The sequence below is a fragment of the Glycomyces tenuis DSM 44171 genome (assembly GCF_000427885.1).
Lineage (GTDB): Bacteria > Actinomycetota > Actinomycetes > Mycobacteriales > Micromonosporaceae > Glycomyces > Glycomyces tenuis.
In genome coordinates, this window is record NZ_KE386600.1 from 86,677 (window position 1) to 111,555 (window position 24,879).

The following is a 24,879-nucleotide window of genomic DNA, read 5'->3' on the forward strand; positions in this document are numbered from 1 at the left end:
CGTGTNNNNCGCNTGGATCTGNNNGNCGATGTGCCGCAGCAGGTTCGTCTTGCCGCACTCCGAGTCGCCGAGGACCAGCAGGTGCGGCTCGGCCTGGAAGTCCAGGTAGACGGGCTTGAGGCCGGCCTCGTTGAGGCCGATCGGGATGCCCGGCTTGGAGCGGTCCACGGCGTGCAGGAAGTCCGCGACCTTGAGCTCGCGCGGCAGCAGCCGCACCGGCGGGCACGGCGCCGCTCGCCAGGCCTGCTTCACCTTCTTGACGAAGTCCTCGACNCCNGGNGNNAGGTNGTCNCCGTCCCTGATNCCGTCGATGCGCGGCACGCCNGCNAGNANGTGCAGNTTNTNGNNCGACAGGCCGCGGCCGGGCCGGTTCTTCGGGACGTTCGCGGCCTTCTTGCGGTCGATCTCGGACTCCATGTTGTCCGAGAGCTTCAGCTCCAGCTTCAGGCCGAACATGTCGCGCATGTTCATGCGGATGTCGCCCCACCGGGTGGCCGTCACGATCACATGGACGCCGTAGGCCAGACCCCGGTTGCCGATCGCGCGGACCTTGTCCACGAACGGCTCGNAGTCCTCGCGCAGGGTCATCCAGTTGTCGATGACCAGGAAGATGTCGCCGTAGGGGTCCTCGGCGAAGCGCCCGTCGGCCTTCATGCGCCGGTAGGTCGCCATGGAGTCGATCTTGTTGGCGGTGAAGAACGCCTCGCGCTCGTCCAGGATCGTGGTGACCTCCTGGATCGTGCGCCGCACGCCCTCNTCTTCCTGGCGGCCGAAGACGCCGGCGACGTGCGGGAGCTCCTCGATGCCGCGCAGCGTGCCGCCGCCGAAGTCGAGGCAGTAGAACTGCACCTCGCGCGGGGTGTGCGTCAGCGCCAGCGAGCCGATCATGGTCCGCAGCATCGTCGACTTGCCCGACTGGGCCCCGCCGACGATCGCCGTATTGCCCTGCGCGCCGGAGAGGTCGACGATGAACGGACTGCGTCGCTGCTCGAACGGCCGGTCCTCGTCGCCGAGTACGGCATTGAGCTCCCCGTTGAGCGCGAAGCCCATTATCGGTCTCAGGCCCCGGACCGGGTCGACCTCCATCCGCGGGAGCAACTGGTCGAGCGTGGGCGGCTCGTCCAGCGGCGGCAGCCACACCTGGTGGGCCGGGCGGCCCACCCCGACGGACCTCGAGACCAGGACGTCCAGTTCGTTCGGTGGCGGCGATTGAAGATCATTCCGGTCGGTGATCGCGCCGCCGACGTAGGCGGCGCGGAAGCGCACCAGGTCCTCGGTGCCGACCTTGAGATAGCCGTGGCCCGGCTGCTGCGGCAGCTCGTAGGCCGCGCCGGAGCCGATGACGGTGCGCGACTCCTGCGCCGAGAAGGTCCGCAGCGCCACCCGGTAGGACAGGAAGGTGTCCAGGCCCTTGAGCTTGCCCTCCTCGAGACGCTGCGAGGCCAGCAGCATGTGCACGCCGATCGAGCGGCCGATACGGCCGATCTGGAGGAACAGGTTGATGAACTCGGGCTTGGCCACGAGCATCTCGGAGAACTCGTCGGCGATGACCAGCAGCGTCGGCATCGGATCGAGCGGCTGCCCCGCGGCGCGGGCCCGCTCGTACTCCCACCGGTTGGTGAAGTTCCCGGCGCGGCGCAGCTCTTCTTGGCGCCGCACCAGCTCGCCTCCGAGGGCATCGGCCATGCGGTCGACCAGTTCGATCTCGTCGGCCAGGTTCGTGATGACCGCCGAGACGTGCGGCAACTTGTCGAGCGAAGCGAAGGTCGCGCCGCCCTTGAAGTCGACGAAGACGAAGTTGAGCTCCTCGGAGGAGTGCGTGGCGGCGAGAGCGCCGACGATGGTGCGCAGCACCTCCGACTTGCCGGAGCCGGTGGCGCCGATGAGCAGGCCGTGCGGGCCCATGCCGCCGACGGCGGCCTCCTTGAAGTCGATGCCGACGATCGACCCGTCCGCGCCCAGTCCGATCGGGGCCTTCAGGTAGTCCTCGATCGGCTTCTCACGCCAATGACTGCGCGGCGTGAACGTATCCACTCCGAATCCCAGGATCGCGCCGAGGCCGACGGACTGGTCGAGCGGACCGACCCGCTCCGGAACCGGCTCGCTCACAGAGGCACCAGAGGGCTCGGCATCCGGCCAGGGGACGAACTCCGGCGGTTCGACCTCCGCCCAGCACCGCGAGACCAGATCGACGATCTCCGAGGCGCCGTCGGTGAAGGGCTGATCGTCGGCCGAGTCCTCTTTGAGGAACGGCTGCGACACCCGGAACCGCGTGCGGCCCGACAGCGCCCAGCCCGGTTCCGACTCCGGAAGGCGCCGCGCCAGATCCGGGTCGATCAGCGAGTGCTCAGGGTCGGCGAGGTGAAGCTCTACATAGGAGGAGAACAGCTCGCGAAGCCGCTGCGCCAGGTCGTCGGGCCTGCGGGTGGCCACCGCGAGATGCACCCCGAACTCGCGGCCGACGTTCGCCAGGCTCTCGATCCTGGCCGCGAACTTCGGGATGGCGCCGGCGAAATCGGACCACTGGTCGATGAAGACGACCAGATCCGGATGAGGCCCTCCCGGGAGGGACACCCGGTGGCTGCGGAAGTGCTCGGCGGAGACCAGGCCGTATTCGCGGAACAGCCGTTTGCGCTGCTTGACGATCTCGTGAGTCCGCTCCAGCACGGCCATCGCCGACTCGGGTTCGTCGTCGCCGACGACACCCCGCACGTGCGGCAGCCCTTGCAGTGAACCGAGCTTGTTGGCGCCCGATTCGAGGAACTCGAGCTGAAGCTCGTGCGGGCTGTGCGTCAGAGCGAGGGAGCAGGCGAGGGTGCGCAGCAGGGTGCTCTTGCCGCTGCCCATCCTCCCGACCGCCAGCAGATGGCCGCCCATCCTGTCCAGGCTCACCGGCATGGTCTCCCCGCGTTCACCGCGCGCCACGACCTGACCGAGAGGCACGATGAGGTGCCCCGAACCCTCCCAGGAGGTCGCGCGGAGCCCGTGCTCGACGGTCATCTCGAGCTCGCCGGTGAGGCTGCCCAGGCACAAGCGCGAGCCGCTGTCCAGATGGAGGCGGGGAGCCTTGGACTGCACCCGCGCCAGCGGGATCGGCTCTTCGAGCCGCCCGACCTGCGTGGGCGTCTGGCGCCCGGTGCGCTTCGGCACCTCTCGGCTGACGTACTCCCACAGGTCCGTCGTGGTGATCACACCGTCGTCGCCGCCGTCGGCCTTGCCGGTGCGCAAGCCGTGCACCACGGTGGAGGTGAAGACCGACTGCCCCGGAGAACCGGAGGAATCGACGGCGCCGTCCAGCGCCTCCTGCACGGCGTCGGTCGCGGTGAGGATGAAGACCCCGCGCCCCGAGGCCAGTTCCTCCAGCTCCCTGCCGATGTCCGGCTGCGGAGCCGCCTTGATCCCGTCCTCGGCGAACAGGCCGGAGTAGCAGCAGTCCAGGAGCACCACGATCGACTCGGCGTCGCTGTCGGCCATGCACTCCTTGACGAACGACGCCGAGATCGAGGTGGACGCCAGCCCTGAGCCGACATTCGTCTTCGGGACCGCGAAATGCAGTCGGCGCCGCCTGCTCCGCACGCCGTGCCCGGAGAAGTACAGCAGCACCAGGTCATCGGGGCGAGCCTCGGAGAAGAGCCGTTCGATGGCCTGTTCGACGGTCGGTTTGGACTCGTTGACCAGGACGTCGTCGTCATCGATCTCGAAACCGCCGATCCGGGAGTCCCTGAGCACTTCGGCGAGCTCGACGGCGTCCGTCTCGGGGGAGATCAGTCCGTTGAGGGCAGGGTCGCGGTAACTGTCGTTCGCCACCAGCAGTGCTCGTCGGCTCATGCGCCCTCTTCGAGCACCTTGAGGATCTCGGTGGCTGCCTGCTTGACGTCCTTCGGCGGCAGGCCCTCCATGACGATTTCGCGGTCGGCCCTTCGCACGGTGACCGAACCGGCTGACGACCGTTGCAGAGCGGCGATCACGACATCGGCGATCGCCTTCAACGCCGCCGCGGACAGCAGGCCCGAGACGACCAAGGTCCCGATCTGGAGGGCCGCACCGGATTTGGCGCCCTCTGAAGCGGCGGCGGTCTGCGCCGTTCGCACCGACGCCCCTCGCACCGACCGCAGGTCGGCCTCGATCTCACGGCACCAGCGGTCCAGGCTCGATGCCGATTGCCCGTCGGCCGCGGTCATCGAGATGATCACTTCGTCTGCCATCGGCGAAACCTCCTGAAGGGGGACTGCATGCCATTATCACCGACAAGCAGGTGCGGCGGGTACCGCGGAGGACACTCGCGTGGACGACGACTATGAGCCGCTCGTCCGGGTGACGCGGGCGTAGCCGGCCCGCGTCGCGGCGATACCGGCGAGCAGTGCCGCGAGCGCGCCGAGCAGTTGGACGCCCTGAGCGGCGGCGACCCCTGCCCCCTCGCCGCCGAACAGGTTCTCGATTCCGGCCGGCGTGGCGGCGAATCCTATGGTGAAGGCCGCTCCGAGCAGCGCGCCGACGAGCGGTGCCCAGCGCCATGGGGCGAACGCGACGAACAGCGTGCCGATCAGGAGAAAGACGATCTCCGAGCGGGAACTGGAATCCGTGTTCTCGCCGCCCGACGGGAGCGCGACCGGGAATTCGACTCCCGACAGCCAGAGGACGGCGACGCCCGCCGCGCACAGCAGCAGCCCGCCACAGGCCGCCCATCGGGCGGGGGTCCGGGGCGCTCGAGTTCTCTTCTCAACCATGGGCTTCAGCGTTGTGCGCCCGTGCCGCTATTCCCGGATACGCGTTCTGACGGATGCCGGTGCTCGCCCGCTGGTCCGGCAGGCCCGCCGTCCGGCGGCGCCTTCGCCGAGCCGTTCGACGCCGCACTCGAACGCGAAGCCCCGCAATGGGCATTCGCGAACGCTCGGGCGCCGTCAGCTCCCCTGCCCGGCGGGAGAACGCAGAACAGAGGTGACCGGCTCGCCTTGTCCGCAGTGCCGACATGGAGCGCGCCGACGCAAATGGTAGGCGTAGGCGGCGGCGCCCAGAGCGGGGCCCCACAATGGCCACAGCACCATTGGGCCCGTGATCCCCCACGCCTGAGTGTCGATGCCGTCGAGCAGCAGCGAGCGGACCTCGCCGACGCCCGCCGCGGTGATGAAGACCGAGACGATCGCCGCCGGAATCAGCGCGAACGACGGCGGCACCGGTCGTCCGGCCGCGAACCAGATCCACCGCGGGAAGACCTCGCCCCACCGCCGGACCAGCCCCACGGTGAGGACCGCGCCGCCGATCGCCATCGAGGCCATCAGCAGATCGCCGACGATCACCCCGGAGCCCTCCATCTCGTCATAGAACTCCTGTGGAATCCCCAGCGGGCTGCCAGCGGCCATCGCGAGCCTGGAGAGCGCGTAGACGGCGGGAACACCGGCGGCCACGGCCACGGCCCACCGGCCCCAACGCAGAGCCTGCCGCGGGGCGGTCCACCGCGCGACCGTCCCGTCGCGGCCGCAGTTCGCACAGGCCTGTCCGGTGCGCCGCCCGTAGGCGAGCGCGGCCAAGCCCCACAGCAGACCGCCTCCCACCATGACGAGCAGATGCAGCCGCGGCCACGGAAAGAAGTCGGCGACGCTGCCCCCTCCGGGCACCCCCGTGAACACGAACACCGGAGCGACCAGTATCCGGGTGACCAGCATCAGCAGCCGGAGATCGGTGACCACCACGGTCAGCGTCAGCGCCGCCGCCCATGCGAAGGCCATCACCGCCATTCGGGCGAGACCGCGGCCGACCGCCTTGGCCATCACGACCCCCACGGCGGCGCCGAGCAGCCCGAGGAGGGCGATCACCGGTGCCGTGGTCTCCACGTCGGCGCCGGCCAGAATCGAGTAGTCGGCCTCCGGGTCGTTTTCGCGCCCGAACGGAAAACCGGCACCTCCGAGCGCCCAGTAGAGGCCGAGCGCGCCGTAGGCCAGCGACCAGGCGGCCGCCGCGTGGGCGGACCACCGCGGCCAGCCCGACCGCCAGGCCGGCGATCGCTCCCCGCGATGCTTCGCGCTCCCGTCGTGAACCGCACTTCTCCGCATGCCACAGGCCTCCGTCGCCGAGTCCGCGCCCGTTCTCCGCGGGAGAACCGCGGACGATCCGTCGTTCGATCGCTCCAGCTTCGACCCGCCGGACCGCCGCGCGGTCACCCTCGTGAGCGAACCGGCTCCCCTGCGCGGGTGATTCGCGAGCCCTTGCCGGCGCAGCGGCTGTTCGACGGGGAGGAAAGCGCCGTTCAAGCCCGACCGTCGCGCGGTCTCAGGTCACGATCCGGCCCTCGGCGGGGGAGGAGGCCGCGCCGTCAGGCCGTCGACTCGGCGGTCGCCGCGGTCAGTTCGGCGCCGTGCGATCCTAGAGGCATGTGTCGCAGCATTCAAACCCTGTTCAACCTCGAACCGCCCGCCACGAGCGACGAAGTCGCCGCGGCGGCGCTCCAGTACGTCCGCAAGGTCAGCGGCTCGTCGAAGCCGTCGCAGGCCAACCAGGAGGCCTTCGATCGGGCGGTGGCCGCGGTCGCCGCGGCCACCCAGGAGCTGTTGGACTCCCTGGTGACCAAGGCGCCGCCGCGCGACCGGGAGGTCGAGGCGGCCAAGGCGAAGGCGCGCGCGGCCGAGCGCTACGGCAAGGGGTGACGCCGCCGACCGTCGTGGTCCGCGACCGGCCGATCGAGACGGCGGCGGGGTTCGCCGGACGGCCATGACCGTCCGCGAAGGGGAGCTCGGCGGGCTGCCCGGTTGCGGTCGCGTCGGCCTGTGAGGCGCATGTGCAGTCCCGTTGCGCAGCGGTACCCGTACCATCAAGTCCGTGAGACTCCCTCAAATTCGGGTGGGCTCGTCCGCGATGAACGCCTCGGAAGACGGCGAATCCGGTATCCGATACCGCGCCCGCCCCTTCGTGTGCGGAGCGATCGGAAACTGGACTCCGCCGCTGGTCGCGGGATTGACCGAGCACGCCCCGACGGCCCTCTCCGCCTTCGTCGGGCGGGACGACTTCGTCCTGTTCGGTTCCGGTCGCACCGACCGGTGGCGAGCGACCGGCAGTGTCGGACACCGCTGGGGAGCCCTTGCGAGCGGACCTCCTCCGCGCCATTGGCGCGACGCCTCCGAGGGGTGGATGTCGGCCGGTGCCGAGATCAACGAGGCGTACGTCGCCCTCCACGCCGACGCACTGGGGATGCAGGACCTCTACTACCGCCGGATCGGTGACGCGGTCTACTTCGCCGGCCGGATGGAACCGCTGGTCGACATGGACGATGCGCGGCTCGGCATCAACTGGGGAGCCTGGGCCTCGACCCTGGCGCTCACCGCCCCCATCGGCGAGGACACGCCGTTCGCGGAGATCCGCCGCCTCCGGGCCGCCAACGCCTGGGTCCTGCGCGACGGCAGGCTGTCACTGGAGTCGTTCGAGCCCTCGTGGATGGCCGAGGAGCTCGATCCCGCCTTCGGGGCCGCGGACGCGGTCGACGCGGTGGCGGGCTCGCTGCGGTCCACCAGGCGGACCGTCATCGCCCTCAGCGGCGGTTGGGACTCGCGACTGCTCGGCATTCTGGCGCGGCGGCGGCATTCGCGCATGCGGGCCTGGACCACCAGCCCCGATGACGGCCGAGACCACGACGTCGAATACGCCGGACCGGTGGCCGAGGCTCTGGGCATGAAGCATCATGTGCTGATTCCCGACGCGGGCGCGTGGGTGAGCGAACACGCGGCCGTCCGTCGCCGGGTCGAGTTCCAGACGGTCCACCACACCTGGCTCATGCCGCTGGCCAGGGCACTGCACCGCGACGGCGCCCCGCTGCTGGACGGTCTCGCGGGCGACGTTCTGTTCAAGGCCTCGTTCGTCTCGGACGCGCTGGTCGACGAGCGTGATCCCGAGCTCCAGCGGCAGTGGTTGTGGGAAGGGCTCGAGGACGGCCGGCTCCGGGCCGACGACCTGCTCCGCCCGGCGGTCGCGGATTCGTTCATCGACATCAACCGGGACGCGTTCAAAGCCGCCGTGGCGCCCTTCGCGGGGCATTCCGCGGCCGTGACGCTCGGCAAGCTGCACACGCGCGCCGCCCGTTCGATCGCATCGTCGCCGTTGTGGGTCCTGGGGCCCGAGATCAATGTCGAGCTGCCGTTCCTGCATCCCGACGTCCTGAAGGCCGCGGTGCGCGTCCCCTTGAGTTCCAAGGTGAACGGCGAGTTCTATCGCCGCATGGTCGAAGCCGCCGACCCGCGGATCGCGGCCCTGCCCTCGACCAATGACGGCCGGCCGCTCGCTCCCGCCGGAGCGCGACGTCAGACCAGCCCCGAGAGCCTCAAGGTGCTCACCGACCACGTCCGCTCCTGTGAGATCGTCATGGGCCTGTTCTCACCGGAAGGCCGGGAGGCAATGCTCGACGCGGCCCTCCGGGGCCCGGGGAGTGCCAGGAGGAGGAAGTTCAAGATGTTGACGTGGGCGAGCCTGTTCGCGGACTGGCTGCAGCACTACCGATCGAAGCTGGTGCTCGAGGACTTCCCCATGGACCGCGCCGCGCGTTGAGTCGCGCCCGATACCGCCTTGCCCGGGCACGGGACCGGCGCGACTCCCATGGCCCCGCCCGAGCGCCTCAGGCGGGGCCGACGCGTCCCGAAACGACCACCGCCGGGGCTACAGGTACCCCCAGCAGATCGTGTAGGAGAGTTCAGGGAAGTCGGTGACCTCCTCGTAGGCCCAGCCCCAGCCGTTGCACCAGCTTTCGCCGTCGACGAGCTCATTGGTGCGGCCGGTGACGTAGACGTTGCCGTCGTCGCAGTCGGACACGAACTCGAAGTACGTGTAGTCGGAGTTCATGGACAGGCAGTCGTCGATCTCGGCGTACGCGGCGTCGCCGCTGGCGTAGATCATCTGAAGGCACAGCGTCACATCCAGATAGGACTGCCCGGTGGAGTAGGCGACGCCGTAGATGTAGTAGGTCGAATCGCTGCACGCGCTGGTGCTGGACTCGTCTTCGAGCCGTTCGATGACCTTGAACGCCCCGTCCTGGCAGTCGATGATGTTCCACGGGCTGCTCGGAGTGGAGGAGCCGTAGACGCAGTCGTCGACCTGGGCGTGGTACGCGTCGTCGCCTGCGATCGCGGTGTAGCTCAGGCACAGCACGCGGTCGGCACCGGTCGAGGTGACCGCGGTGTCGACGGCGGCCACGCCGTCGCAGGCCGTCAGGTCGGTGGTGCCCTCGATGATGTCGACCGCCTCGAAGGTCCCCGCCCCGCAGGCGGTCGCCTCCAGGTCCGGGGTGGTCTCGTCGCCGTAGTCGTAGAAGCAGTCGCCGACCACGGCGTCCGCCACCGGGTCCGCCACGGCCGCTTCGGTCGGATCGGAGCCGGCAGCGTCGCTCGTGGTGCCGGAGTCGGCGCCGGTGTCCAAGGCGGTGCTCTCCGGAGCGTCGGAACGGTCCAGGATGAAGACGAGACCGGTGACCCCCAAGCCGATCACCAGCACCGCCCCGAGGACGATCCCGACCCAGCCGGCGACCGGTATCCCCGAGCCCCGCGGCGGCACGGGCGCGTACTGCGGCGGCATCCCGGGGGCGCCGCCCTGGTACGGCCCCGCGCCCGGGTAGGGCCCCTGGCCGGGCGGGGGCGGCGGGTACCCGATGTTGTGGCTCGTCTCCGGGCCCGGGGCGTACCCCATGGCGGGAGCCGGGTTCGGGCCGTAGCCGGGAGCGGCGCCGGGGTCGGGGTGCGCCGGGGTCTGGCCCGGCACGTAGCCCGCGCCGGCGTCTGCCGGCGCGCCGTTCGGGTCGTAGTCGGGGCCGTGGTTCGGGGGGAGGCCAGCGCCCGGGTCGTAGGAGGAATTGGGGTCCATGATGCGATTCTGTCAGGTCGACGCAAATCCTCGCAGTCGCCGACCGGCGGCCCCGCGGGCCTCTGCCGACGAAGCCGAGTGTCGCAGCGGTACCAGCGGCTTCCGGTCACGCAAGGCGATTGCGGCGGCCGCCGGTCAGGCCGGTCATCCGGGCCGGGGCCGCCACCCGCGAGCGGTAGAACTTCAGCGGGCTGCCGCTGACGGCCTCCTTGTCGCCTGCGCGCCGTTCCGCGGTATGGACGGGAGTTGAACCCGTCTGCGCGAACCTGCCACACCACCGCTTCCTGTCGGCCGGAAGCGCTGCCATGAGGGCGCGGCTGTGTCATCCGCGATTGCATGCTCTCCGATTTCCCCGCGGCGCGGGGAGATCATTTCGCATCCCTGTTTTGCACTATCGAGATCCGGCCTTACCGCTGCTGTGTCCCCACTGGCCTATGTCACCGAAACCGGTTTTGCCACAACGGAAAGAGAAGTCGCCCTTCGTCGGCTGAATCATTATGCACATGAGACCGGGCCTCGCGGGAAGGCCGTCGGCGTTCTCGCGGGTCCCGCAGGCCTTCGACGCCGAGGCCGTGCCGGATGTCCGGGTGCGCCTCACGAAGCCCTTGCGGCTTTGCGCAACTATAAGAGGAGGTCTTTTCGCAGGTCAAATTCAGTTACCAGGTGGTAACTTGTACGTTTGGGAGCGCTTCGCATCGCGTTGTATGCGTATTCCTCGACTGTCGGGTAGTGGTCCTATGGTGTCGAGCGAGCCGTCCGTCCCCGTTTCGCGCCGCAGATGGGCCGATTGGTCCGATTGCGGGGCGGGCCCCGGCTCGGTCGATCGGACGAGGGTGAAACCGTCTGAACGATATCGTGACCGTGGTCACAATTACTGGCGTCCGGGATCGATCGGAGGTGAACGCGGTCATCCGAGTGCCGTATTCGGCTGCGGCCGCAGCCGTCCGAAGGCGAACCGCAGGTAGGCGGAGACGGACCGGTCGTCCCAGGCGCCGCCGGTGAGGGCGATGTGGCCGTCGGGTCGGATCAGCACGAGTCCGTCACGGTCGACACCGTAGAGCTTGTGCGCTTCCCCGGTGGCGTCGAGAAGCGCATGCGCGTTGTCGCCGTGGAGCGGCCCTGCGAGGATGCGGTGGGTGCGGACTTCGCCGAATCGGCTCTCGTCCACTCGCGGCGCGGGGCGGGAGCCGAAGACGAGCAGGGTGAAATGCGGGCCGCGGAACAGGTCGAACAGCCGCACGTCCGCTCCGGTCGCCGGGTCGGTGCAGGAGGCGTCCGGGGCGCGGTCGCCGGCGCGGATGCCGAGCGCCTCGTCCAGGTCGCGGGCCAGGCCGCTGCCTCGGTAGGCGATGCTCAACTGGCTGACATCGCTGAACGGGTCCCGGCCTTGGAACGTGCCGACGATGCGTTCGGCCACGCGCGCGGTGTCCGAACCGCTCCAGTGGCGGCCTCGGGCGGTGGTGGAGGCGAGCACGTGCTCGGCGATCGGCAGGCGCTCCTCCTCGTAGGTGTCCAAGAGCGCCTCAGGGGCGCCGCGCAGCGCGTACGCGAGTTTCCAGCCGAGGTTGTAGGCGTCCTGCACACCGGTGTTCATGCCCTGGCCGCCGGCGGGCGTGTGCACATGGGCGGCATCCCCCGCCAGGAGGACGCGGCCGTCCCGGTAGCGGTCCACCATGCGGATGTTGACCTGGTACGCCGACAGGTAGACCGGGTCGGAGAACCGCACCCCCGGCAGCCCGACGCGCTCGGCGAAGATGGCGGCGAAGGTCTCGACCGACACCGAGGACGGGACCCGGCCGCCGCCTTCGGGCAGGGGCGCGGTGAAGAACCAGGTGCCGCTCTTGGGCATCGGCGCCAGGGTCAGCATCCCGCCGGGACCTTGCGCCCACATGTGCGCGACCGAGTCGTCCAGGCCGTCGACGCGGAGGTTGCCGAACAGCATCCGCTGCCGCTCCCATGTCTCGCCCAGGAAGCTGATTCCCGCCAGTCTGCGCACGGTGCTGCCGCCGCCGTCGCAGCCGACCAGGTACCGGGCCCGGAGGTCGTCGCGGCGCCCGCCGCTTCGGACGGTCGCCGTGACCTGGTCGCGGTCCTGGGCGAGGTCGATCAGTTCGCGGCCGAGCTCGACCCGGGGTCCGAGGGACGCGAGCCGTTCGCGCAGAGCCGCCTCGGTGCACTGCTGCCCCACCATCAGGCTGCCGGGGTAGGGCGCTCCCGGGATCGGGGGCGCGTCGTACATCACCGCCTCGCGCACCACGTTCCCGTCGGCGTCGTAGAAGCGCGTGGGCAGCGGCGCCTCGGCGTGCTCGGTCAGACGGTCGAGCACGCCGAGGTCCTCGAACACCTCCTGCGTCCGGGCGCGGACGCCCCGAGCCCGCGTGCCGACCGGGTGAGCGGCGGCGCGGTCGATGATTCGCACGTCCACGCCCCGGCGGGCGAGGTCGCACGCCAGCGTGAGGCCCACCGGTCCGGCGCCGGCGATGAGGACATCGGTCGTTACTGGGGGTTCCATGGACATCCGCTCCTTCACAGCGGCCAATGAGTGACCGCTTGCCCATTATTAATGGGCGATCGCCCACTTGTCAACACGGCTCCGACGACGCACGCCGAACGGGCCGACATCCGCTCCGGCCTGGTGCACTACCACTTCGAATCGCTTCAGGCGCTGTTGCGGCAGGCGGTGGTGGAGGCGATGCGGCCGATGGCGGAAGGCACCGCCGCCCTCCTCGCCGCCGCCCCGGACCCGGCCCGGGCCGTCGAGGCGATGCCGGCCGACGTCGACCGCTGCACCGGCACCGATCCGGCCTCCTTGCTCTTCATCGAGGCCTACCTCGCCGCCACCCGCGACCCGGTCCTGCGCGACCAGATATACGACCTCATGGCCGAGCTCCGCGCCGAGCTCACCGCGGTGCTCTCCCGCTCGGGCCACCCCGCCCCCGAGGCGACCGCGATCCTCGTCATGGCCGCCCTCCTCCTCCACAAAGGCCTCGACGCGCGGCTGTCGGCCGCCCGACTCGCGCCGGTCCTGCACCGAATCATCGAAACCCGGAACGGAGCAGACCGATGAAGGCCGTCATCTGCGGCGCCGGCATCGCCGGCCTCGCCCTCGCCCACCGCCTCCACCACCACGGCTGGGACGCCCACCTCGTCGACCACGCCCCCGGCCCCCGTGCCCAGGGCTGCATGATCGATTTCTTCGGCCCTGGATACGAGGCCCTGAACCTGATGGGCCTCGGCGACGAGCTCCGCCGATACGCCAGTCCCGTCAAGAAGTTCCGCTATGTCGACGACCGCGGCCGCACCACTGTCAGCGTCGACTACTCGCTCTTCTCCAAGGCCCTCGACGGCGACCGCGCACGAGGTCTCAGGCGAGGTCCCAGTCCCAGTCGGTGATCTGCGAGCGCATGAGGCGGACCGCGGCGGGCATCCGGTCGTCGTTCACCCAGTGGAGGCTGAGCGTGCGGTTGCAGTGCGGGTCGTCGACGCCCGCCCATGCGACGCCCGGGTCGGGGAGGGCCTCGCGGGCGATGGCGGGGAACAGGCTCAGGCCGAGCCCGGCGCTGACGAGCATGTAGGTGGCGGCGGTCTCGTCGGTCTCGCAGATGACGCGCGGTTCGAGGTTGCGGTCGGCGAAGAGCCGGTCGAGAAGGCGGCGCTGCCACTGGCCGGACCCTGTGATGACGAACGGCTCGTCGGCGAGGTCGTCGATCGGCACCCGCGGTGCCCCTGCGAAGCGGTGGTCCGGCGGGGTGGCGAGCCAGACCCGCTCCACGTGGACCACGACCGAGGCGAGGCGCGGGGCGCTGACCGGCTGCGAGGCCAGGCAGAGGTCGACCTCCTGGGCGCGCAGGGCCCGCCCCATCTCGCCGGGCGCCATCTGGTGGAGCCGGATCTCGACCTCGGGGTGGGCGGCCTTGAACGCGGCGAGCGGGCCGGTGATGGGCAGGAAGGTCTCCGAGGCGAGCCGCACGCTGCCCGCGCCGCCGCTCGCGGCCTCCGCCACCGCCCGGCGACCCGCCTCCAGCGCGCCGAGGGCGCGTTCGACGTGGTCCCTGAAGACCGCGCCGGATTCGTTGAGCCGCAACCGCCCCGCGCGGTCGAACAAGGGCGTCCCGAGCTCGGCCTCCAGGCGGGCGACGGTCCTGCTCAGCGCGGGCTGAGCGACGCGCAGCTCCGCCGCCGCCCGGCTGAGGTGCTCATGGCGGGCGACCGCGAGGAACTGGCGCAGCGCGTTCAGGTCCATGATGTCCTCCCATACCGGCAGAGTTATAACAGCATAGCGATATTGGTCTTTGTTGCCGTAACCGCACAGTCATAATCTGGGCTTCATGGAACGACAACCGACCGTGGCCGAGAGCCCGCCCGATGCCCGGCCCCGGACGGCCGTCAGCGGCTGGGTGCTGCGCGCGGTGGTGACCGCGCACCTGATCGCGGGCTTCGCCCAGCCGGTGTTCGCCGGGGTGTACCTCAGCGGCGACTTCGACGGGCTCTCATGGCACGTGATCGGCGCCGATGTCACCTCGTACCTCGGCACCGCGCAGATCGCCGCCGCGGTCGCGGTCTGGATCCGGGTGCGCCGGGCGTGGCCCTTCGCGGCGTCGCTCGCGTTGAACGTCGGGGAGGGCGTGCAGTACTTCGCCGGCCTCGACGGGGCGCTGTGGCTGCACCTCCCCTTGGGCGTGGCAGTGGTCGCGGGGCTCGCCGGGATGTTCGCGGCGGTGTGGGCGCGGCCGCTGCCGCGCCGCCGGAAGGCGGGCTCCGATGACTGAGGGGATCTCACGGCGGCGGATGCTCGGGATCGGCGCGGGGCTCGGCGCCGTGACGGTCGGCGGCCTGGCGCTGTCGGCCGGCTGGGCGCGCCGCCCGGCCGCGACCGGGGCCGAACTGCGCAGCGAGGTGCCGCTGCCCGAGGCGTTCTCGGTGCCGCTGCCGATCCCGCCGGTGCTCGCGCCCGTCGAGTCGACGGCCGAGGGGGACCGGTACGAGATCGCGCAGCGCGAGGTCGAGGCGGAGATCCTGCCGGGATTCTCGACTCGCCTGTGGACGTACGAAGGCTCGTTCCCCGGGCCCACGATCGAGTCGCGGCGCGGGGTCCAGACGACCGTGCTGCACCGCAACGAGCTGCCGGTGCCGACGGTGGTGCACCTCCACGGCGGGCGGACCCCGGCCGCCTCCGACGGGTACCCGACCGACCTGGTGCTCCCCGGGGAATGGTCCGAACACAGCGGACACGTCGGCCACGGCATGGCCGACGACCGCGCGGTGGTGACGAACGTGCAGCGCGAGTACGGATTCCCGCTCGACCAGCGCGCGACGATGCTGTGGTACCACGACCACCGGATGGACTTCACCGCGCCGGCGGTCTGGCGGGGCCTGGCGGGGATGCACTTCGTGCGCGACGACGTCGAGGACGCCCTCGGCCTGCCGGGCGGCGACCACGAGGTGCCGCTGATGATCGCCGACCGCGCCTTCGACGCCGACGGGCAGCTGGCCTACCCCTCGCTCGACCCGACGCTGACCGGTGAGCCCGGCGTCGAGAAGCCCTACCTCGCGGGCGTCCTCGGCGACGTGGTCCTCGTCAACGGCGCGCCCTGGCCCGCCCACGAGGTCGACACCGGACTGTACCGCCTCCGGGTCCTCAACGCCTCCAACGCGAGGCACTACGAACTCGAGGCCGTCACCGACGGCGGCGAGATCCTCCCGCTCGTCCAGATCGGCGCCGACCAGGGGCTGCTGGCGGCCCCGGTGCGCCACGACCGCCTCCCGATCGCCCCCGCCGAACGCTACGACCTCCTGGTCGACTTCGGCGGCCTCCCGATCGGCTCGCGGGTGCGGCTGTCCAACCGCCTCGGCACCGGCCGCACCGCCGACGTCATGCGGTTCGACGTGGTGCGCGAAGGGACGAGCGCCGCGGTCCCCGAGACGCTCGCCGACGACCTGCCCGAATGGGACCGCTCGGAGGCGGCCGTGGTCCGCGACCTCGCGTTCCGGGCCGGACGCCTCGACTGGGACGGCTCGGTGGGGGCCATGATCCGCGACTTCGATCCGGACAAGCACCACGGCTGGCTCATCGACGGCCTACCGTTCGATCCCGGCCGCGCCGACGTCACCGCCCGCTTCGGCGACGTCGAGGTCTGGCGGCTCATCGCCGACGTCCACCACCCGGTCCACGTGCACCTGGTCGGCTTCCGGATCCTCTCGCGCGGCGGGGGCGAGCCGCTGCCGCACGACGCGGGTCTGAAGGACACCGTCTCTCTGCGGCCGGGCGAGTCGGCGGAGATCATCACCCGCTTCGACGGCTACCGGGGCCGCTACCTCTTCCACTGCCACAACGCCGAACACGAGGACATGGGCATGATGGCGAACCTCGAGATCGTCTGAACGCGCCGGTCACCGAAGCCCCCGGGCGCCGACGTGACGAGGGTTCGACACGAGCGCCCGCTCGAGGACGGTCTCGGCGATGCGGGCGCGGGTGAGCGGTGGTGGGCTTCACCGAGGACCGGACCTCGGTGAAGCCGCCGCTCCCGCTCACGCCCTCACAGGGGGTCGAGGCGGAGGATCGCGCCGCCGAGGCTCAGGACGTACAGCTCACCGTCCGGGCCCTCCACGAACGACACGATCGATCCGACACCGATGCGGCCGCTGAACTCGACTTCGTCTCCCACGGTGCCGCCCTCGATCTCCCGCGCCCGCACGATGCCGAGGCAGAAATCGCTGAACACATACGCCCCTTGCAGTTCGGGGATCGCGCTGCCGCGGTAGACGAACCCGCCGGTGACCGAGCACGCCCCCTCGGAGTGGTCGAATTCGAACCACGGCGGCCGGTGGTCCGCCGGCTCCTGGCCTGAGACGGGAAGGGTGCCTTCCATACGGGCCCAACCGTAGTTCTCACCGCCGGTGCTGGAGGCGGGCGCGAAGTCGATCTCCTCGCGCTCGTTCTGCCCCACATCGCCGATGTAGAGGTCGCCGGTCGCGGCGTCCCACGAGAACCGCCAGGGGTTGCGCAGTCCGTAAGCCCAGATCTCGCCCCGGGCGTCCGGATCGCCGACGAACGGATTGTCGGGCGGGATCGCGTACGGCTCGGCGCCGGAGGGATCGATGCGGAGCAGTTTGCCCAGCAGCGTCCCCAGGTCCTGCGCGTTGTCGTTCGGGTCGAAGGAGCCGCCGCCGTCGCCGAGCCCGATGTAGAGCATCCCGTCGGGCCCGAACGCGATGTGGCCGCCGTTGTGGTTGGAGAACGGCTGCTCCTGAGTGAGGACGGTCCGGCGGGTGTCGAGCTGGATCTGGCCGCCCTGCACGGCGAACTCTTCGATGGCGGTGTCGCCGTTCAGGTCCGTGTACGAGATGTAGAAGTGCTCGAAGCTCGGGTCGAAGGCGATGCCGAGCAGGCCCCTCTCGCCCTCGGTGGTGGTCTCGTCGCTGATGTCGAGGACCGGGTCGCTCAAGCCGTCGTCGCCGAGGACCTGGACCGTGCCGGTCCGGTTGGCGATCCAGATCGCCCCGTCCGGTCCGACCGTCCCGGCCGTGGGCGTCGATCCGCTGGCCACCTGCACCAGGCCCGCATCGACCGGGCCCGGGTCCTCGGTCGGGGTCTCACTGGGTTCCTCGCCCTCGTCGCCGCATTCGACGCCGTTGAGCGTGAACGACTCGGGCTGCACGGCGCCCCCGGAGACGATCATGCCGAACAGCTCCCTGCTCTGCCCGGCCGCGACGGCGGCGTTCCAGCCGACATCGGACCCGGTGAAGGCCGGCCCGGTCTGGCTCCAGTCGACATTCCAGGCGCTTTGCACCGCCGCCCCGTCGGGCAGGTCGAACGAGAGGGTCCAGCCGTCCACGCCTTCGGTTCCGGTGGTGAGCGAGACCGTGACCTGGTGCCCGCCGCCCCAGTCGTTGACGACGGCGTATTCGATCGACTCGCAGGCCGCGGCGTGCGCCGGGTTCGCCGCGACCACCGCGATCGCGCCGGCGACGAGCGCCCCGGATGCGGCGACGACAGCGGTGAGCCGCCTCGGACGACCTCGCGTGGCTTCCATGTGACGGCCCTCCTCCGGTCGGGCGCGCACGGTCCCGACCCAGTGGCAGATGTGGTCTCTTACATCGATAATAATCGATGCCACTGGCGTCTGGCGTGAGGCATGCCCCAGGCCCTGCAATGGGAGACTGCGGGCCGTGCGGCAGGTCTCGACGGGACGCGGAACGGCCGGTGGTTCGACCCTCCTACCGTTTGCCGTACTTCCTGTAGAACTTCGCCACGCGGCCTTCGTCGTCGAGGACGCGGCTCTTGCCGGTCCAGAACGGGTGCGAGGCCGATGAGATCTGCACGTCGATCACCGGGTAGGTCCGGCCGTCCTCCCACTCCACCGTCTCGGTGGACGTGGCCGTGGACCGCGTGAGGAACGCGTAGTCGGCGCCCTTGTCTCGGAAGACCACGTAGTCGTAGTCGGGGTGGATGCCCTGCTTCATTCCCGGTTCCCTTCCTCGATGTCGAAACAACCCGCGAACGGGTCCGCGTATCCCCGCCACGCGTCCTCGCCCGCGGCGAGCTCGCCGTCGGTCAGCAGGCAGGAGTCGAGCACGGCGGCGAGCTCGTCCGCGTCGCAGTGCAGGCCGACGAAGGCGAGGTGGATCTCGCGGTCGCCGAAGTCGCCGTCCCAGTGGAGGTCGGCGTTGACCCGCCGTTCGGCGCCGACCTCGTCCCATTCCTCGTCGGGGGTGGCGGCGAGCCAGCGTCCCAGGTCGCCCATCGAGACCCCGCCGCCGCCGGATTCCCAGGCGATGGCGGCTTCGGGCCGGCTGGCGAGCCACAGGTGGCCGCGGCCGCGCAGCGTCCGCTGGACGAGTGTCGGCAGGGCCGCGTGGAAGCGCTCGGGATGGAGCGGGCGGCGGGCCCGATAGACGGCCGCGACCACGCCGCAGTCCGGTTCGGGCTCATGGACGCCGACGGCGAAGCCTTCGAGGCCGCGGCCGTAGAGGTCGGGGCCGTTCGGGTCGAAGCGGTCGGTGCGCCGCAGGCGGTGTGAGAGCCAGGCCGGTTCGGCGAGGTCGAGGACGTAGTGGCGGGCCCAGGGGTTGAGGCGTTGGAGGAGCACGGACGCGCGCGTGTGCTCGAAATCGGGCTCGGAGCCGGGCGCCCACAGCACGACGGTGTCGGCGTACTCGATCTGGCGGGCGGCCACCTCGGCGACGCCCCTCGTGTCGTCGTCGGCGGCCTGGAGTGAGCGGTCGGCGAGGTCGTCGGGCGAGTCGAGCGTCTCCAGGAGCGTCTCGGCGTCGCAGACGGCGACGACCGAGTCGAGCCGGACCGCGTCGGTGACGGGGCGGCCCTCGACGAGGCACCAGGAGCACACGGAGGCGACGGACTCCGGTTCGACGGCGGGCGGCAGCGCCAGGACGAGGTCGCGACCGGGATGCGTCCGGGCGAGGCGGACGAGGGCGGGGAGCACGTCCTCGCGGAGGGTGCAGGAGACGCATCCGTGTTCGAGGGTGACGTGGGCGTCCTCGATGACGCCGCGGCCGTCGCGGACGATGCGGTGGAGCCGCCCGCCGTCGGCCAGGCCGGTCAGGTCGTGGGCGACGACGATGACGGCCGGGTCGGCCTCGATGAGCATGTCGGCGGCCGCGAGCACGGCGCACGGCGAGAACCCGGTGAGGATCGTCAGGGCGGGTCGCAGGTCGGCGGCCTGGTGCGCGTCGGCGCCGGGCTGGGCGAGCTGGGACATGGGACCTCCATTTTATTGAAAACGATTGTCATTATAGTATCGGTGTCGAAAGGAGGGCCACCGTGTCCAGACACTGCGATGTGACCGGCGCCGGACCCGGCTTCGGCAACAACGTGCCGTGGTCGAAGCAGAAGACCAGGCGGCGCTGGAACGTCAACTTGCAGCACAAGCGCTACTTCCTGCCCAGCGAGGGCCGGTATGTGCGGCTGCGGTTGTCGGCCAAGGGAATCAAGATCGTCGACCGCGACGGGATCGAAGCGGTCGTGCGGCGCATGCGCGCCCAGGGAAGGAAGGTCTGAGATGGCGTCCAAGAGCACCGACGTCCGGCCGGTGATCAAACTGCGGTCGACCGCCGGCACCGGCTACACGTACGTCACCAGGAAGAACCGCAGGAACGACCCGGACCGGATCGTCCTGCGCAAGTACGACCCCGTCGTGCGCAGGCACGTCGACTTCCGGGAGGAGCGCTAGTGACGATCCGGAAGCGTGAGCACGGCAAGGAGGAGCGCTGATGGCGAAGCAGAGCGCGATCGCGCGGCAGCGGCGACGAGAGGCCCTGGTGGAGCGGTACCGGCCTCGCAGGGACGAACTGAAGCGGATCATCTCGCATCCGGACACCGACCCTCAGGTCCGCGCGGACGCGGTGCGGCGGCTCCAGCGGCTCCCCCGCGACTCCTCGCCCTCGCGGCTGCGGACCCGCGACGCGGTCGACGGGCGCCCCCGGGCCGTCTACCGGAAGTTCGGGCTCTCTCGTGTCCGGCTCAGGGAGACGGCCCACCGGGGCGAACTGCCCGGCGTCCGCAAGTCCTCCTGGTAGGGAGGCGTCGTGGTGGGCCCGGACGGCGGCCTTCGGCCGGTTCGGGGACGCACGAGCCGTTCGAGCCCCGCTTCGAACGCCGAGACCGGCGGCTACCGCCAGCGGGAACCGGCCCGCTTCGCAGCACTGACCACCGAAACAGAGAACGAGGAGACCGATGGACGCTGGAACACTGTGGAGTCTCGGCGACTACGCCGCCGCGGGCGACCGATGGGCCGAGGCGAGCACCCGGATCGCCGAGGCGTACGCGACACCTGATCTGGCGGTGCTCGACGTCGCCTGCGGCCCCGGCTCGCTCGCCGTCGCCGCCGCGGCGGCCGGCGCCGAGGTGACCGGACTCGACGCCGCGCCCGCCCTGCTCGAGCTCGCCCGAGCGCGGGCTGATGCCGCGGGCGTCGGCGTCGAGTGGATCGAGGCCGACATGACCGCCCTGCCGTTCCCCGACGACGCATTCGACCTGGTCGCCTCGGCGTTCGGGTGCATGTTCGCACCCGAACCGGAGGCCATGGCCGCCGAACTGGCCCGTGTCTGCCGCCCGGGCGGGCGCATCGCGGTCCTCGCGTGGACTTCTGAGTCCGCGTTCGGGGCCATGGGCCCGCTGGCGGCCTCCTATCTGCCGGGCGCCGGTGGCGGCGCGCCGGTCCACCGGTGGGCGCGGGCCGAGAGCATCCGCGAAGTCTTCGCGGGACTCCCGGTCGAACTCGATGCCGCCGTGCGCACAGTGGACGTGGTCTGGTCCGATCTGGACCAGGCGATGGCCGAGATCACCGAGGGCAACCCCGCCTGGATCGGGATCCGAGCCACCGTCGAACCGACCGGGCGCTGGCCCGAACTCGAATCCCGGCTGCGCCGACTCCTCGCCGACCACGGCCGCGCAGAGGACCGGTTCACGCTCCCGGTCGACTACTTGGAGACCGTCGCGACGAAGGCTTAGCCGCCTCGCGGGCGTGCCGCGCCTCCGGCCGTCGAGGACGGCCTTCAAGCCGACATCACCGCCCACGGGCGCTGCTCGACCGCGCCCTTCGCGGCCGACCTCCGTGCCGCGGCGGCATTCGGGCCGCGGTGGATCCGGATCCGTGCCCGCGTCTGCATATGCGCATCTCCTTGGTTTTCAACGTCACAAGGAGCAGTGCACGGCCGCGACCTGCGGTCGAACCACACCGATGGAGTTCAAGGCCAAATGAGACTCAATAATGAGATCGGTTTTCGTTATCATGTAGGCACGACGCCCCCGAACCGACGAGGAACACGATGACCCCCGCCCGAAACCGCCTGGCACTCGCCGCCGCCGCGGCGCTGCTGCTGCCACTGGCCTGGCCGGCCCCGGTCTCGGCCGAGCCCGTCGAGGACCGGACCGTCCTCTCGACCGGGCATGTCGACGCCATGCAGGTCTACATGAACGGCGACCGCCTCGACCTGCGCGTCAAGGACGACACCGGCGACGCGACCCGCTACCACGAGCCCGAGGACGTGCTCCTCCAAGTGCTCCCGGAATCCGAGTTCCCCGTTCCCGAGGGAGCATCCTGGAGCTTCCTGGGCGACGCCGGCGACCCGATGTGGATGCTGCCGCTCACCCAGGACCCGAACCTGCTGTGGCCCGGCTGGAGCACCGAACCCCTCGCCAGAGGCCAGTTCCAGGACGACGAGCTGTCCATGGAACTCGTCGACGTCTCCGGTCCCGGCGACGTCGTGCTGTGGACCGTCTCCAGCTTCGGCGAGCCCCGGCCCTACGCCTCGACCCGCGACGGCCTCCCCGACGCGATCCCGGTGAACGTGCCCGCGCACGTCCACTCCTACTGGGCGTTCACCGCCGAGGGCGCGTACACGCTCACCTGGCAGGTCGGCGGCACCCTCGCCGACGGGACCGAGATCGCGACCGAGGAGATCGACTACCACTGGCATGTCGGTGAACTCGACGACCCCGATGACCCCGATGACCCCGGCGACCCCGACCTGCCCGACCTCGACGGCCGCCTCGTGCTCGACGAGGGCCACGTCGACGTCCTCGCGCCCGCCCTCGAAGAGGGCGAACTCGCGCTGCGCACCAAGGACGGCACGCGCCTCCACGATCCGACCGACGTCATCCGCGACCCCGACGAGGTGGTCTTCCACGCCACCCCCGACTCCGAGACCGTCCTGGGCGACCGGTTCGCGAACCCCGGCTACGCCGAGGTCGGCGCTCCCGGCGACACCCGCTGGCACCTTCCAGACGTCCAGGAGCCCGGCGTGCTCTTCGCGGGTTGGGACACCAACGGGGTTCCCGGCGGCGCGCTCGAAGGCGACGCGATCGACCTGACGCTCACCGACTTCGCCGGGCCCGGCGAACTCGTGATGCTCACCGTCGACGACTTCGGCGACGCCGACGTCGAGGTCGACACCGAGGACGCGCTGCCGCAGACGATCGCCACGCGTTCGCGCACCCATGCCCACATCAACTGGTACTTCAGCGAACCGGGCGTCTATCGGCTCACCTGGCAGGCCCAGGCCACCGCCGCCGACGGCACCGCGCTCGAGTCCGAGCCCCGCGACTACCTGTTCGTCGTCGGCGAATGGCCCGGCTCGGACGATCCCGATCCCGATCCGGACCCCGGTCCCGATCCGGTCCTGGAGCACACCCAGACCATCACCGCCGAGGTCGACACGGACACCGGAGGGCTCGTCCTCAGCGTCGACCCCGACGACCGCACCGTCACACTCCCGGCGATGACGCTCAGCCCCGACGCGACCCGCTGGACCGCCGAAGGCGAGCTCCGCCCCGTCACCGTCACCGACACCCGCTCGGCCGACCCCGGATGGAACGCCGTCGGCCAGGTCTCGTCTTTCAGCTCCGCTGAACAGAGGCAGGGCGCCTCCGGCGACGCCGAGTACTCCGGCGCGCACCTGGGCTGGACCCCCAGCCTCACCTCCGCGAGCGACTCCCAGACCGTCGCCACCGGCCCGGGAGTCGAAGGGCTCCTCGACGGCGGCCCCGGCCTGGCGACCTCGCAGCTCCTCGCCTCCGCCGCCTCCGGCGAGGGGACCGGCACCGCAGTGCTCCAGGCCGACCTCCTCCTGGACCTGCCCACCGACGTCGAGTCCGGCACCTACACCGCGCTCGTCACCTTCACCGCAATCTGAACCACCCGAAAGGAACTCCCCACGATGCGAACCATCGCGAAGCGCTCTGCCGCGGTCGCGGTCGCCGCTGCCGCCGCAGCGCTCGCCGTCGCCGCTCCCACCGCCGCCCAAGGCCCGACCTCCGCGCCCGCCGTCATCGACGAAGGCCACGTCGACGTCTTCGGCGTCGCCTACGAGGACGGCGCGCTCGACCTCCACATCCACGACGACGAGAACGACGCCGAACACGCACCCTCGGAAGCGCTCCTGCGCGTCAACGCCGCCGCCGAGACGACCGTCCCCGCCGGATACGACTTCCTCGGCACCGTCGGCGACGACGTCTGGATCCTCCCCGACACCAATGTCGAAGGGCTCCTGTTCGCGGGCTGGGCCTCCGAAGAGGTCCCCGCCGGCGCGTTCGTCGACGACACGCTCACCCTCACCGTCCACGACGCCTGGGGCGACGTCGACCTGTACACCGTGGACGATCTCGGCGACCCGACCGTCCTGTTCGACTCCGACGAGGGGCCGGGCTCGTGGGAGATCGGCGCGGGCGGCCACGGCCACCTGAACTGGGCCTTCGGCGAAGCCGGGTTCTACAGGCTCACCGCCGAGGCCGAGGGCGTGCTCGCGGCCACCGGCGAGACCGTCTCGACCGGCGAGGTCGACTACTGGTTCTACGTGGCGGACTGACCATGAAGGCCGCCACGATCAAGGCCGGCGCCGTCATCGGCGCCGCCGCAGCCCTGGCCTTCGCCGGTCGGGCGCACGCCGCCACCATCTCCTCGGGGCATGTCGACGCGCTCTCGTTCACCTACGACGACACCGCGAACACGCTCGGCATCGAAGTCCACGACGAGGCCGCGAACGCGGCCCACGACCCGGCCGAGGTGGTCTTCGACGTCCACTCCGGGCACCTGGTCGACCGCCCGAGCGCCACCGCGTGCCGGTTCGACGCGGGCGACAACTGGGTCATCCCGCGCACCGACACCACCGGCCTCCTGTGGGCCGGCTGGAGCACCGAGGAACTCGAGCTCGCCGACTTCGGCGGCGAGCTCAGGGCCGAACTCGTCGACGCGGTCACCCCCGCAGGCGGGGACGTCTCGGTCTACGACGCCACCACCGGAGCGACCCGCTTCCACACCGACCCGGCCTGCGAGGCCCCGGGCACCGACATCACCGAATCCCACCACCACCCGACCTGGGTCTTCACCGAACCGGGCACCTACGAGCTCACCTTCCAGGTCAGCGGCACCCACACCGCCGCCGGCGCGGTCACCTCCGCGGAGCACACCTACACCTTCGACGTCGGCTGACACGTTTCCCTCCCCACTGCGGGGCGGCCCGCGCGTACCCATGCCCGGCTCACCGGCCGAGCCTGCCGGGCCGCCCCGCGACACGACCCGAAAGACC

21 protein-coding genes and 3 pseudogenes (1 of these 24 only partly in view) are annotated in these 24,879 nt (G+C 70.9%); 13 read left to right on the forward strand and 11 right to left on the reverse strand.

Annotation, left to right across the window (positions count from 1 at the left end):
- The 4 genes and pseudogenes from eccCb to YWW_RS32845 all read right to left on the reverse strand — a co-directional run.
- A pseudogene (gene eccCb, locus YWW_RS32840) lies at positions 1 to 3,828 on the reverse strand (type VII secretion protein EccCb) (it extends 546 nt beyond the left edge of the window).
- Entirely contained in the window at positions 3,825 to 4,181 is a 357-nt protein-coding gene (locus tag YWW_RS0124600; RefSeq protein WP_155830393.1) for a hypothetical protein, read from the reverse strand. Before YWW_RS0124600 ends, eccCb begins: the two are co-directional and overlap by 4 nt.
- 114 nt (positions 4,182 to 4,295) lie before the next feature.
- On the reverse strand, positions 4,296 to 4,727 hold the full coding sequence (locus tag YWW_RS0124605; protein ID WP_026932168.1) for a hypothetical protein: 432 nt from the start codon (positions 4,725 to 4,727) through the stop codon (positions 4,296 to 4,298).
- Between the two features lie 174 nt (positions 4,728 to 4,901).
- Positions 4,902 to 6,050, reverse strand: a complete 1,149-nt coding sequence (locus YWW_RS32845; protein ID WP_051326273.1) for a hypothetical protein — start codon at positions 6,048 to 6,050, stop codon at positions 4,902 to 4,904.
- A 318-nt stretch (positions 6,051 to 6,368) separates the two neighbouring features.
- Here YWW_RS32845 and YWW_RS0124615 point away from each other — a divergent pair, with 318 nt between their 5' ends.
- Positions 6,369 to 6,641: a DUF2277 domain-containing protein gene (locus YWW_RS0124615; RefSeq protein ID WP_026932169.1), complete on the forward strand. Its 273-nt coding sequence runs from the start codon at positions 6,369 to 6,371 to the stop codon at positions 6,639 to 6,641.
- 172 nt (positions 6,642 to 6,813) lie between these two features.
- Positions 6,814 to 8,529 (forward strand): asparagine synthase-related protein, encoded by a 1,716-nt coding sequence (locus YWW_RS0124620; protein ID WP_155830394.1) that lies wholly within the window; start codon positions 6,814 to 6,816, stop codon positions 8,527 to 8,529.
- Positions 8,530 to 8,637: 108 nt separating this feature from the next.
- Here YWW_RS0124620 and YWW_RS0124625 read toward each other — a convergent pair whose 3' ends face one another.
- Positions 8,638 to 9,834 carry an LppU/SCO3897 family protein gene (locus YWW_RS0124625; RefSeq protein WP_026932171.1) on the reverse strand — a complete coding sequence of 399 codons (1,197 nt, stop codon included), beginning with the start codon at positions 9,832 to 9,834 and terminating at the stop codon, positions 8,638 to 8,640.
- Between the two features lie 907 nt (positions 9,835 to 10,741).
- On the reverse strand, positions 10,742 to 12,346 hold the full coding sequence (locus YWW_RS32850; protein WP_051326274.1) for an FAD-dependent monooxygenase: 1,605 nt from the start codon (positions 12,344 to 12,346) through the stop codon (positions 10,742 to 10,744).
- Positions 12,347 to 12,397: 51 nt separating this feature from the next.
- Here YWW_RS32850 and YWW_RS32855 point away from each other — a divergent pair, with 51 nt between their 5' ends.
- Both YWW_RS32855 and YWW_RS0124640 read left to right on the forward strand, forming a co-directional pair.
- Complete coding sequence (locus YWW_RS32855) at positions 12,398 to 12,901, forward strand: TetR/AcrR family transcriptional regulator (RefSeq protein ID WP_155830395.1); 504 nt, start codon at positions 12,398 to 12,400, stop codon at positions 12,899 to 12,901.
- Positions 12,898 to 13,203 (forward strand): annotated as a pseudogene (locus tag YWW_RS0124640) (NAD(P)-binding protein); the annotation flags it as partial. The gene YWW_RS32855 and the pseudogene YWW_RS0124640, both read left to right, overlap by 4 nt.
- Here YWW_RS0124640 and YWW_RS0124645 read toward each other — a convergent pair.
- Positions 13,199 to 14,077 carry a LysR family transcriptional regulator gene (locus YWW_RS0124645; RefSeq protein ID WP_026932173.1) on the reverse strand — a complete coding sequence of 293 codons (879 nt, stop codon included), beginning with the start codon at positions 14,075 to 14,077 and terminating at the stop codon, positions 13,199 to 13,201. The pseudogene YWW_RS0124640 and the gene YWW_RS0124645 sit on opposite strands and share 5 nt — an antisense overlap.
- Positions 14,078 to 14,162: 85 nt before the next feature.
- Between YWW_RS0124645 and YWW_RS0124650 the strand changes: the two genes are divergently transcribed.
- Both YWW_RS0124650 and YWW_RS0124655 read left to right on the forward strand, forming a co-directional pair.
- Positions 14,163 to 14,603, forward strand: a complete 441-nt coding sequence (locus YWW_RS0124650; protein ID WP_211228687.1) for a hypothetical protein — start codon at positions 14,163 to 14,165, stop codon at positions 14,601 to 14,603.
- Positions 14,596 to 16,215, forward strand: a complete 1,620-nt coding sequence (locus YWW_RS0124655; RefSeq protein WP_026932175.1) for a multicopper oxidase family protein — start codon at positions 14,596 to 14,598, stop codon at positions 16,213 to 16,215. The genes YWW_RS0124650 and YWW_RS0124655 overlap by 8 nt, the downstream gene beginning before the upstream one ends.
- Positions 16,216 to 16,370: 155 nt before the next feature.
- Here YWW_RS0124655 and YWW_RS32860 read toward each other — a convergent pair whose 3' ends face one another.
- From YWW_RS32860 to YWW_RS0124670, 4 genes and pseudogenes are all read right to left on the reverse strand, one after another.
- Positions 16,371 to 17,492: a PQQ-dependent sugar dehydrogenase gene (locus YWW_RS32860; RefSeq protein ID WP_342673594.1), complete on the reverse strand. Its 1,122-nt coding sequence runs from the start codon at positions 17,490 to 17,492 to the stop codon at positions 16,371 to 16,373.
- A pseudogene (locus YWW_RS38155) lies at positions 17,466 to 17,867 on the reverse strand (cellulose binding domain-containing protein); the annotation flags it as partial. The pseudogene YWW_RS38155 and the gene YWW_RS32860, both read right to left, overlap by 27 nt.
- A 184-nt stretch (positions 17,868 to 18,051) precedes the next feature.
- On the reverse strand, positions 18,052 to 18,297 hold the full coding sequence (locus YWW_RS0124665; protein WP_026932176.1) for a type B 50S ribosomal protein L31: 246 nt from the start codon (positions 18,295 to 18,297) through the stop codon (positions 18,052 to 18,054).
- Positions 18,294 to 19,553 carry a CobW family GTP-binding protein gene (locus YWW_RS0124670; protein WP_026932177.1) on the reverse strand — a complete coding sequence of 420 codons (1,260 nt, stop codon included), beginning with the start codon at positions 19,551 to 19,553 and terminating at the stop codon, positions 18,294 to 18,296. The genes YWW_RS0124665 and YWW_RS0124670 overlap by 4 nt, the downstream gene beginning before the upstream one ends.
- A gap of 62 nt (positions 19,554 to 19,615) precedes the next feature.
- On the opposite strand from YWW_RS0124670, the gene rpmB reads away from it, so the two are divergent.
- From rpmB to YWW_RS0124710, 7 genes are all read left to right on the forward strand, one after another.
- A complete protein-coding gene (gene rpmB, locus YWW_RS0124675; RefSeq protein ID WP_026932178.1) occupies positions 19,616 to 19,852 on the forward strand; it encodes a 50S ribosomal protein L28 in 237 nt (78 codons plus the stop codon).
- 1 nt (position 19,853) lies between these two features.
- Positions 19,854 to 20,024, forward strand: a complete 171-nt coding sequence (gene rpmG, locus YWW_RS0124680; RefSeq protein ID WP_026932179.1) for a 50S ribosomal protein L33 — start codon at positions 19,854 to 19,856, stop codon at positions 20,022 to 20,024.
- 40 nt (positions 20,025 to 20,064) lie between these two features.
- On the forward strand, positions 20,065 to 20,370 hold the full coding sequence (gene rpsN, locus YWW_RS0124685; RefSeq protein ID WP_026932180.1) for a 30S ribosomal protein S14: 306 nt from the start codon (positions 20,065 to 20,067) through the stop codon (positions 20,368 to 20,370).
- 157 nt (positions 20,371 to 20,527) lie between these two features.
- Positions 20,528 to 21,304, forward strand: coding sequence for a class I SAM-dependent methyltransferase (locus tag YWW_RS34540; protein ID WP_051326277.1), 777 nt, complete (start codon positions 20,528 to 20,530; stop codon positions 21,302 to 21,304).
- Positions 21,305 to 21,621: 317 nt separating this feature from the next.
- Positions 21,622 to 23,487, forward strand: a complete 1,866-nt coding sequence (locus YWW_RS0124700) for a choice-of-anchor M domain-containing protein (protein ID WP_026932181.1) — start codon at positions 21,622 to 21,624, stop codon at positions 23,485 to 23,487.
- 24 nt (positions 23,488 to 23,511) lie between these two features.
- Complete coding sequence (locus YWW_RS0124705) at positions 23,512 to 24,159, forward strand: choice-of-anchor M domain-containing protein (RefSeq protein WP_026932182.1); 648 nt, start codon at positions 23,512 to 23,514, stop codon at positions 24,157 to 24,159.
- Positions 24,160 to 24,161: 2 nt separating this feature from the next.
- Positions 24,162 to 24,782 (forward strand): choice-of-anchor M domain-containing protein, encoded by a 621-nt coding sequence (locus YWW_RS0124710; RefSeq protein ID WP_026932183.1) that lies wholly within the window; start codon positions 24,162 to 24,164, stop codon positions 24,780 to 24,782.
- Positions 24,783 to 24,879: the final 97 nt, after the last annotated feature.